This is a genomic window from Streptomyces sp. NPDC059900 (assembly GCF_050270335.1).
Taxonomy (GTDB): domain Bacteria; phylum Actinomycetota; class Actinomycetes; order Streptomycetales; family Streptomycetaceae; genus Streptomyces.
The window spans coordinates 1-8,532 of record NZ_JBNNJZ010000358.1; the positions used below are offsets into that span (position 1 = coordinate 1).

General features: G+C 69.1%; 13 protein-coding genes. 7 read left to right on the forward strand and 6 right to left on the reverse strand.

Annotation, left to right across the window (positions count from 1 at the left end; translation table 11 throughout):
* The 3 genes from ACQKIP_RS32290 to ACQKIP_RS32300 all read right to left on the reverse strand — a co-directional run.
* The coding region (locus ACQKIP_RS32290; RefSeq protein WP_427744909.1) for an alpha/beta hydrolase at window positions 1–456 on the reverse strand (456 nt) is incomplete at its 3' end.
* 14 nt (window positions 457–470) lie between these two features.
* Window positions 471–1,313, reverse strand: a complete 843-nt coding sequence (locus tag ACQKIP_RS32295) for an alpha/beta fold hydrolase (RefSeq protein WP_365853714.1) — start codon at window positions 1,311–1,313, stop codon at window positions 471–473.
* A 64-nt stretch (window positions 1,314–1,377) separates the two neighbouring features.
* Window positions 1,378–2,202 carry an alpha/beta fold hydrolase gene (locus ACQKIP_RS32300; protein WP_365853716.1) on the reverse strand — a complete coding sequence of 275 codons (825 nt, stop codon included), beginning with the start codon at window positions 2,200–2,202 and terminating at the stop codon, window positions 1,378–1,380.
* Window positions 2,203–2,484: 282 nt separating this feature from the next.
* Here ACQKIP_RS32300 and ACQKIP_RS32305 point away from each other — a divergent pair, with 282 nt between their 5' ends.
* Entirely contained in the window at window positions 2,485–3,465 is a 981-nt protein-coding gene (locus tag ACQKIP_RS32305) for a helix-turn-helix domain-containing protein (RefSeq protein WP_365853718.1), read from the forward strand.
* An 81-nt stretch (window positions 3,466–3,546) separates the two neighbouring features.
* Window positions 3,547–4,323 carry a type I methionyl aminopeptidase gene (map, locus tag ACQKIP_RS32310; RefSeq protein ID WP_365853720.1) on the forward strand — a complete coding sequence of 259 codons (777 nt, stop codon included), beginning with the start codon at window positions 3,547–3,549 and terminating at the stop codon, window positions 4,321–4,323.
* A 13-nt stretch (window positions 4,324–4,336) separates the two neighbouring features.
* On the opposite strand, the gene ACQKIP_RS32315 is transcribed toward map, so the two are convergent.
* Together ACQKIP_RS32315 and ACQKIP_RS32320 are read right to left on the reverse strand one after the other, a co-directional pair.
* Entirely contained in the window at window positions 4,337–4,537 is a 201-nt protein-coding gene (locus ACQKIP_RS32315) for a hypothetical protein (protein WP_365853722.1), read from the reverse strand.
* An 83-nt stretch (window positions 4,538–4,620) separates the two neighbouring features.
* On the reverse strand, window positions 4,621–5,370 hold the full coding sequence (locus ACQKIP_RS32320; RefSeq protein ID WP_365853724.1) for a hypothetical protein: 750 nt from the start codon (window positions 5,368–5,370) through the stop codon (window positions 4,621–4,623).
* Between the two features lie 170 nt (window positions 5,371–5,540).
* Between ACQKIP_RS32320 and ACQKIP_RS32325 the strand changes: the two genes are divergently transcribed.
* Window positions 5,541–5,957 (forward strand): hypothetical protein, encoded by a 417-nt coding sequence (locus ACQKIP_RS32325; protein ID WP_365853726.1) that lies wholly within the window; start codon window positions 5,541–5,543, stop codon window positions 5,955–5,957.
* 66 nt (window positions 5,958–6,023) lie between these two features.
* Window positions 6,024–6,242, forward strand: coding sequence for a hypothetical protein (locus ACQKIP_RS32330; RefSeq protein WP_365853728.1), 219 nt, complete (start codon window positions 6,024–6,026; stop codon window positions 6,240–6,242).
* 218 nt (window positions 6,243–6,460) lie between these two features.
* Here ACQKIP_RS32330 and ACQKIP_RS32335 read toward each other — a convergent pair whose 3' ends face one another.
* Complete coding sequence (locus ACQKIP_RS32335) at window positions 6,461–6,967, reverse strand: NUDIX hydrolase (protein WP_365853730.1); 507 nt, start codon at window positions 6,965–6,967, stop codon at window positions 6,461–6,463.
* A 104-nt stretch (window positions 6,968–7,071) separates the two neighbouring features.
* Here ACQKIP_RS32335 and ACQKIP_RS32340 point away from each other — a divergent pair, with 104 nt between their 5' ends.
* From ACQKIP_RS32340 to ACQKIP_RS32350, 3 genes are all read left to right on the forward strand, one after another.
* Window positions 7,072–7,632, forward strand: coding sequence for a GNAT family N-acetyltransferase (locus tag ACQKIP_RS32340; RefSeq protein ID WP_365853732.1), 561 nt, complete (start codon window positions 7,072–7,074; stop codon window positions 7,630–7,632).
* Between the two features lie 15 nt (window positions 7,633–7,647).
* Window positions 7,648–8,028 carry an SRPBCC family protein gene (locus ACQKIP_RS32345; RefSeq protein WP_365853734.1) on the forward strand — a complete coding sequence of 127 codons (381 nt, stop codon included), beginning with the start codon at window positions 7,648–7,650 and terminating at the stop codon, window positions 8,026–8,028.
* Window positions 8,029–8,351: 323 nt separating this feature from the next.
* A partial coding sequence (locus ACQKIP_RS32350) for a hypothetical protein (protein WP_427744914.1) occupies window positions 8,352–8,532 on the forward strand: 181 nt, incomplete at its 3' end.

An 8,532-nucleotide genomic window follows, 5' to 3' on the forward strand; every position in this document is an offset into this window, starting at 1 on the left:
GGTGTTGGTGAAGGCGTAGCGCCACTGGTCGTAGGTGAAGCCGACGGCCTTGTGCCGGTTGGCCGGGTTCTTCAGGACCGGGAAGGCCGCTTTCACCTGGGACAGCGGAAGCGTCGCCACGCCTTCGGTGGGCGCGGAGTTGAGGGCTACTCCGGCCCGGCCGTAGCCGTGGTCGAGCAGGATCTGGGTGAAGACGCCGCCGGCGGAGTGGCCCATGAGAATCGGCTGTGTGCCCAGGCCGTCGATCAGTTTCTCTAGGGACGCGATGATCGAGGGGACGGTGAGTTCCTCGATCGGGGTGGGGTCTTCGTTGAGTGCCTCCACTTCCACCTCGAAGCCGGGGTAGGCCGGGGCGAGGACTCTGAAGCCCTGGGACTGGTAGCGGGTGATCCAGTGTTCCCAGCTGCGGGGCGTGACCCAGAAGCCGTGGATGAGGACGATGGTGTCCGGTTTCATGTGCGTCGACTCCTTCAACGGGTCGCGGCGTAGGCCGACTTGATGATCTTTGCGGCGGCGTCGGGGTGGGAGATCATGACGACGTGCGAGGAGCGGATCTCGGTCACCTTGCTGCCGGCGCGCTTGGCCATGAACCGCTGGGCGGCGGGCGGGATGACCTTGTCGGCGGTCGGGATCAGATACCAGGACGGGATCGTCTTCCAGGCGGGAGCACCGCTGGCGCCGCTGAGGCCCTGGACGCTGCCGGGGCGCTGGGTGGCCGCCATGAGGCGGGTCCGGGAGGCGGGCAGGTCGGCGGCGAACACCGAGCGGAACTTCGCGGCATCGATGTAGCCGTCGGTGCCCGGGTCGCTGCCGGGTATCGGGTACCGCCGGGTGATCAGGGCGCCGCCCAGCTCGCTGCCGGGGAACTGCTCGGCCAGTTGCAGCGCGCTCTCGCCCTGGTCCGGGGCGAACGCCCCCATGTACACCAGCGCCTTGACGTTGTCGTGGCCGCGGGCGGCGTTGGTGATGACGAAGCCGCCGTAGGAGTGGGCCGCCAGGATGACCGGGCCGTCGACGGAGTCCACCACGCTGGAGATGTAGGCGGCGTCCTGTTCGGCATCGCGCAGCGGGTTGGCGGGCGCGATGACCGGGAAGCCGTCCTTCTGCAGCCGGGCGATCGTCTCGTTGAAGCCGGAGGCGTCGGCGAACGCCCCGTGCACGAGCACGACGGTGGGCTTCGGCTCCTTCTTGTCGGCCTGTACGGAACCACGGGAGGCCGCCTGCGACGACGCCTGGGCGGAGACCGCGCCGGTGACGATGAGAGCGGCGGCGGCCAGTGCCGTCAGCAGACGGCGCGGTGCTGGAACACGCATGACGAACCCTTTCGGACGGGAGGGTCGGACGGTGCGGAGGTACCGGCGGACGCGACGGGTGGCATCAGCCGGCGAGGAAGGCCAGCAGGTCGGCGTGGAACTCGTCCCTGTAGGCGCCCACCAGGCCGTGCGGGGCGCCCGGATAGACCTTCAGCGCCGCGTCTTTGACGAGCTTTGCGGACTCCGGGCCGGCGGCCACGATCGGGACGATCTGGTCGTCGTCGCCGTGGGCGATGAAGGTGGGGATGTCGAAGCGTGCCAGGTCCTCGGTGAAGTCGGTCTCGGAGAACGCGCGGATGCAGTCAAGGGCCCCCTTGAGCCCGACCTGCATGCTCTGCAGCCAGAAGGCGTCCGATACCCCCTGCGAGATGCTCGCGCCGGGCCGGTTGAATCCGTAGAAGGGCAGGCTCAGTTCCTTGTAGAACTGCGAGCGGTCGCCCGCGACACCCGCACGGATGGCGTCGAACGCCTCGATCGGCAGGCCCTGCGGGTTGGTGTCGGTCTTGAGCATGAGCGGCGGCACCGCGCCGAGCAGGACCGCTTTGGCGATCCTCGACGTGCCGTGCCGGCCGATGTAGCGGGTCACTTCGCCGCCGCCCGTCGAGTGGCCGACCAGGACGGCGTCGTGCAGGTCGAGGTGCTCGATCAGCTGGGCCAGGTCATCGGCGTAGGTGTCCATGTTGTTGCCGTTCCAGGGCTGATCGGAGCGGCCGTGGCCGCGGCGGTCGTGGGCGATCGCGCGGTAGCCGTGCGAGGCGACCAGATGCAGTTGCTCGTCCCAGGCGTCGGCGTTCAGCGGCCAGCCGTGGCTGAACACCACCGGCTGGCCGCTGCCCCAGTCCTTGTAGAAGATCCCTGTGCCGTCGTGCGTCGTGATGAAGCTGCTCATGGGAGCGCTCCCTTCGGCGGTCGGTGTCGGTCCCGGTGCCCGACTCAGGTGGGGGAAATCGTGCCAGCGCCATGGGCCGGGTTCTGTACTGTGCGCGCCGAGAACTGCTCCCTGTACGCCACGGCACCCACCGCCCCGGTAACTGCTGTGGCACGTGGGGGCGCAGCAAGTCCTGGTGCCCCGGCGGAACTTGAACCCGCCTGTCCAAGCCGCCCGCGGTGCTGAAGAATCCTGGGATCGCACGGCAGCGGAAGGGCCGCTGTCGTCGCCCTGGGGGGGGCCATGCTAGTTCTGGACACCGAGGACTTACCTGCCGCCGACCGGATCGAGGCGTTCCATGCCGCGGCCGTGGGTGAGAGCGGCAGCTGTGCGGTGGAGCAGGAGCATCCCGAGACCGGCGTCCGCAAGAAGCTGGAAGTGTGGACCTTCGGTCCGCTGACTCTGTTCTCCACGCACGGCTCGGGCATGCGCGTCTGGCGCACCCCGCGCCATGCGCGCTTCGACTCGATGAACACCGTCTCGATCATCACCCAGAGCCAGGGAACGGGAGCCTTCACCTGGAACGGCCACCAGCAGCACGTGGGACCCGACAGCCTGGCGCTGGCCCACAAGACCGCCGGCTACGAGTACGCCTGGTCGGGCACCGGACTGTCCGTGGCGTTCATGGTCGACACCGAGCGCCTGGGCCTGCCCGAAGAGCAAATCCGCACCGCGATCCCGCTGCTGCAGCACAGCGCCGTCGCACCGCTGCTGCTGCATCACATACGGGCTCTGCACCACCGCGCCGACCAGCTCAGTACCGACCCAGGTGCCGAGGCGCTCGCCTCCGCCACCCTGGAGCTCACCCGCGCCCTCATCGTCTCGGTGGCCGCCGGCGACCGCACCCGCCGACAGGTCGCCGAGGACACCCTCCTGACCCGCATCCTGGCCTACATCCGCGCCCATCTGACCGATCCCGGGCTCACCCCGCACCGCATCGCCGCCGCCCACAACATCTCCGTGCGCACCCTCTACCGGCTGTGCGAGCAAGGCGGCCTCGGCCTGGAGAAGTGGATCGTGCGCCGGCGGCTGGAGGGCGCCCGCCACGACCTGGCCGCCCCCGAGCACGCCCACCGCACCATCGAGGCGATCGCCCGGTCCTGGGGCTTCACGAACCCCGCCTACTTCTCCCGCCGCTTCCGCCAGACCTACGGCGCCACACCCCGCCAGTGGCGCCGCCTGCACCGCGCGGCAGGCTTCCCGTCTTCCGGGGATCTGGCGTAGGGGCGGGTCTCGGGTCGTCCGGCCCCGGCGCCCGGTATAGTATTACCGGTATAGTTATTGGTTACGTGAGAAGGGCGCCGCATGATCGAGATCCTGAACCCCACCCTACTGGCCCGGGCCAAAGACACCGGCGCACTGGTGGCCGACATCCTCCAGGCGATGAAGAGCCGCAGCACGGTCGGCACGAACCTGCTCGACATCAACCGGTGGACCGAGAAAATGATCGCCGAAGCGGGAGCACAGTCCTGCTACGTCGACTACGAACCGTCCTTCGGCCGCGGCCCCTTCGGCCACTACATCTGCACGGCCGTCAACGACGCCGTGCTCCACGGCCGCCCCTACGACTACAAGCTCGCCGACGGCGACCTGCTGACACTCGACCTCGCCGTCTCCAAAGCCGGAGTCGCCGCGGACGCCGCCATCAGCTTCATCGTGGGCGACACCCGGCCCCCGCAGAGCGTCGCGATGATCGAAACAACCGAGCGCGCCCTGGCCGCCGGGATCGCCGCCGCCGGACCCGGCGCCCGCATCGGCGACATCTCCCACGCCATCGGTACGGTCCTCAGCGAGGCGGGATATCCCATCAACACCGAGTTCGGCGGTCACGGCATCGGCTCAACGATGCACCAGGACCCCCACGTGGCCAACACCGGACGGCCCGGCCGCGGATACAAATTGCGCCCCGGCCTGCTGCTGGCACTGGAGCCGTGGATCATGGCCGACACCGCCCAGCTCGTCACGGACGCCGACGGATGGACGCTGCGCAGCGCGACCGGCTGCCGGACCGCGCACAGCGAGCACACCATCGCCATCACCGAAGACGGAGCCGAGATCCTCACCTTGCCCCAGCAAGCATGAGAAGAACCGCTGCTCAGCCGGCCTGAGCAGCCGTCTTCCAGGCCATGGCCGCCACATCGAGACCCGTCTGCAGCCCCTCGACGACCTCGCGGGGATCGTCCGGAAGGTTGATCTGACCGCCCTCCCTGGCCTCGTCGGCGTGGGCGGGACCGGCCACAGCAAGGGCTGCGGCGGCAAGGGTCAGGGCAGCGGCGGCGCGCTTGGCATTCCTCATGCCTACCTGAACGATCGCACGGTCCTCAGGTTGCGCGTGCCCCGCCACTCAGGTGACCCCGCAGGGCCCCGCCGCCCGCCCCGTCACCCGGAGGCGAGCTTCTTCCACTGGGCCCGCGCCACGTCGACGGGGAAGGGCATCATCTCCGCCCCGGCGTCCGCGCCCGGATATGTCCGGCTGAAGAAGCCGAGCGTGTGACCGGAGCGTACGACCAGCACCTTGCGCGTGGGCGTGTCGGAGCCCGGTACGCCACTGAGCACGAACCAGCTGATCTCGTCGGCGAATTTGAGACGTTCGGGATCGATCTGCTGCTGGGGCGACTGCACCGGCGTCTGCTTGCCGCGGACCTTGGAGATGAAGCCGTTACGGCACACCGTACTGGCCGCACCGAGATCGGACAGGACATCCACTTCGCCCTTGCCCTTGTACGACGCCACGGTCACCGTCGTCTTGACGAGATCACCCTCCGCGGTCTTCGCCCCCCGCGGGTTGCCCATCGCGGTGCGCTGCACCATGGACACGGGCTCGCCCACGCTCATACCGAGCGCCAGCCTGGCCTCCACCGTGCACTCCGGCTGGTTCGCGCTCACCTCGGATTCCTCGTACCGGTCGGCCTTCTCCCGGGCGCCCACCTGGTGATCCGGTACATCACCGCCGGCGACCGCGGCGGTCTCGAGCTCCCTCGCGCTCAGCGTCTTGGCCGGGGCACTGGCGCTCGCTTCCGGAGCGGCGTCATCCGACTCACCACCGCTGCACGCCGCCAGTGCGCTCAACGCCACGACGCCGGCCACGATCCGCGCCGAACGGCGCACGACGGCCCTCATCCTGCTCATGTGCTCTTCACTCCCCCGTAGATACTGCCTGCGCGGCACGTTAGACGATCACCGGCGACGGCTGCACGGCAGGTCGGCTTCCCGGCGGCAGATCAACCGTTGATTGCCGGCACGGCATTACAGAGGCTTCTGTAGCCTGGCGTCGCCTGTGCGCTCAGGGGGAGGCGAACGTGGAAAACATCCTGTCCGTGGCCATCGGTGCCGTTGTGGGCCTCGTAGGAGCCGTGTTCGGTTCCTGGTTCACCGCGCGACGCCAAGACCGCATGTGGCTGCGCGAACAGAAACTCAAAGCCGGAGTCGCCTTCAACACCGCCGTGACCCAGCTCATCGACCACCTCCGGGAAACACAGCTCAGTGACGACGGCGTCGGGGCCAACGAGTTGGCGGGTCGCATGCAGGAAGCCCGCTCCGCGCTCTACCTTCTGTGCGCCGACCAGACCGTCGAGCTCGCCAACGCGCTCGCCCAGCGGGTCTGGAAATCCCGGCCCAGCGAGGGCACGGCCGAGCGCAGGGACGAGCACCAGCAGACGTTGGACCTCCTGCGCCGGTTCACCCAGCAGCTCCGGCAGGAGATCGCCAGGCCGTAATCCCTGACGGCACCACTGGAGCCTTTCGCCGGTGCACCGTCGGCCACACAGGTATCGTCTTTTGCCATGACGCCCGATCGACCCCAGACCCTGACCATGGAGTTCCTGGAATCCCAGGAGATCACCACGACGGACTGTCGCGGCTGCGGCACCCAGGTGTCAGGCATCAGCGGGCGCTATGCCTGCGGGGTGTGCGGCTGGACGAACCCCTGGGACGAGGGCCACCGGGACCTGCCGGTGGCCGATGACGACCCCGACTGGCCAGGACGCGGCCAGCACGCCTGAGCTTCTTGTCCGCTTCCCGCACCGCCCGGTGACCCCGGGGGAAGCGCGCCTCGGCGAGCCGGTGCGGGGCTAGCACGCGGCTGTCTGCCGACACGTCCACAACAGCGCCCGAATTTCCCGTGACCCCAGCAGCCCTACGTGGCACGTTGTCGCACGGGGGCGCTACGGCGGCCTGCGCTCCGCACAGCCCTGAACGGGAGACGACAGCAGAGCGCAGCTCAGAGGAGCTTCGAGGGTGCCGTCGCAGCCCGGTAGCGGTCGTACGCCTCCCGGGCGTCGGGAATGAACGCCTCGTGACGCACCAGGTCGGCCAGCTCGGGCTCCGTCAGCCAGGCGTGCCAAGCGACCTCTGCGGGATCCGGTCGCACCGGCTCCCGCACAACAACCTCGTGCAGGCCCATCCAGTACGGACTGACGACCCCCGCGCAGTGGAACTTGAGGACGAACCGGGGCCGTGCCCGGACACCCAGCTCTTCCGAGAGTTCCCGTGCGGCCGTGTCTTCATAGGACTCGCCGGCCTCCGCGGCTCCGCCCAGCATCCAGTTGAACTGCCCGGCAAAGCGCGACATGTTGTCGGGACGGCGGTGAACCAGGATCCGCCCGGACGGATCACGGCAGACGATGGTCGCCACACGGTGCAGCCATCTCCGGCGTATCGCTTCGGCCCGCTCCACGACGGCCAGCACTGCATCGTGCTCGTCAACACGTTCGACCAACTCAGCCATGGTCCACACCATGCCAGGCCAGGCCAGGCCAGGCCAGGCCACCGGCAGGAATACCCGACCTTCCTCTCGGCCACCTCGCACGGGCGTGCGATAGCTTGCCCGCTATGGCAGAACTCGGAGCCGCCACCTGGCCGCCTGCCCCGATACGGACCGAACGGCTCGTATTGCGCGAGTCCGAGGCCCGGGACCGCGCGGCGTTCATCGAACTGTCCGCAGTTCCGGAGGTGAACGCCTATCTGGGAGGACCCCGGCCGCGCGAAGAGCTCGAACGCGCAGTGCCCCGGGTGCCCGGGCGGCGCCCTGGCCTCTTCGTGATCGAACTCGACGGGGCGATGATCGGCACCGTCGAGTTCAACCGGCGCGACGCGGAGCATGGCAGTCCGGTCCGTCCGCTCGCCGGGGAGGCGGAAATCGGCTACCTCTTCCTGCCGGAGGCGTGGGGTCACGGGTACGCCGCCGAGGCGTGCGCAGCGGCGCTCGGCTGGTTTGCCGAGGTTCTTCCCGGCGAGCGGGTGGTGCTCTGCACCCAGACCGCCAACACCCGCTCGATGCGCCTCGCGGCGAAGCTGGGGTTCACCGAGGTGCATCGCTACGAGGCGTGGGGCGCCAAACAGTGGATGGGCGTGCTGACGCCCGCGCTGCGGAGTGCGCCTTCGGCCCCGTAGAGGCAGGGTGGGCGGATGCGACGGACGGTGCGTGCCGCGGGCCCGGCGAGTGTGGACACGGTGTGGCAGCGGTACGTGCGTACGGCGGCCTGGCCGACGTGGGCTCCGCAGATCCGCACGGTGGAGGCCGAGCAGGAACTGCGGGAGGGCATGCGCGGCCGGGTGCGACCTGTGCTGGGGCCGAGTGTCGCTTTCGTCGTCGAGGAGCTTGACCGTCAGGCCCGCACCTGGCAGTGGCGGGTGCGGGTGGGACCGGTGCGGATGCGCCTGTGGCACGCGGTACTCCCCCGCGACCCGTCCGGCACGATCACCGAACTGCGCATCGACGGCCCCGCCCCGCTTGTTGTGGCCTACGCGCCGGTCGCCCGCCGTGCCCTGCGGCGCCTGGTCCGCTGACGCACCCGGAGAACGCCCGTGTCCTGCACGGCAGCAGAGTCGCCGTCACTGGGAGAACAACCCGCTGTATTCCGGCGTGACCGCCTTCGCAATGACCGTCTTGTCCGGATCGGAGGGGCAGCTGTGTGCGGCCAGGGGCGGTTTTCCACGTGCCCTGGCATCGGAACCACCATTCGGCGTAAGGCGAGGCGCGTGGGTTTGCCTGAGGGGGATCCGGGGTCCACGATGGCTTCTCGAAAGCTCAACTGCCCATATGAAAAAGCCCCTTGGGCCGCAGATGGCTGGAGACCGAGCGGCACAAGGGGCTGATGGAAGGACATAGCATGTCGATCCAAATCCACGATCCCACACGACCCGGTGCCCCGCCACGCCATGGCACCACCACGGCCGTCGTGGTGGTGCTCATCCTTCTGTTGACCACCCTTATGAGCGCGGATCAGATCGCGGCAGCCGCCGCTCTCGTCGCCGCCGGAGCTCCTGTCCTGATGAGACTCAACAGGGTTG

Excerpts from the sequence above, each read along its gene's own strand:
- ACQKIP_RS32295 (WP_365853714.1), bottom strand. The coding sequence starts at position 1,313 with ATGCGTGTTCCAGCACCGCGCCGTCTGCTGACGGCACTGGCCGCCGCC.
- ACQKIP_RS32300 (WP_365853716.1), bottom strand. The coding sequence starts at position 2,202 with ATGAGCAGCTTCATCACGACGCACGACGGCACAGGGATCTTCTACAAG.
- ACQKIP_RS32305 (WP_365853718.1), top strand. The coding sequence starts at position 2,485 with ATGCTAGTTCTGGACACCGAGGACTTACCTGCCGCCGACCGGATCGAG.
- map (WP_365853720.1), top strand. The coding sequence starts at position 3,547 with ATGATCGAGATCCTGAACCCCACCCTACTGGCCCGGGCCAAAGACACC.
- ACQKIP_RS32315 (WP_365853722.1), bottom strand. The coding sequence starts at position 4,537 with ATGAGGAATGCCAAGCGCGCCGCCGCTGCCCTGACCCTTGCCGCCGCA.
- ACQKIP_RS32320 (WP_365853724.1), bottom strand. The coding sequence starts at position 5,370 with ATGAGCAGGATGAGGGCCGTCGTGCGCCGTTCGGCGCGGATCGTGGCC.
- ACQKIP_RS32330 (WP_365853728.1), top strand. The coding sequence starts at position 6,024 with ATGACGCCCGATCGACCCCAGACCCTGACCATGGAGTTCCTGGAATCC.
- ACQKIP_RS32335 (WP_365853730.1), bottom strand. The coding sequence starts at position 6,967 with ATGGCTGAGTTGGTCGAACGTGTTGACGAGCACGATGCAGTGCTGGCC.
- ACQKIP_RS32340 (WP_365853732.1), top strand. The coding sequence starts at position 7,072 with ATGGCAGAACTCGGAGCCGCCACCTGGCCGCCTGCCCCGATACGGACC.
- ACQKIP_RS32345 (WP_365853734.1), top strand. The coding sequence starts at position 7,648 with ATGCGACGGACGGTGCGTGCCGCGGGCCCGGCGAGTGTGGACACGGTG.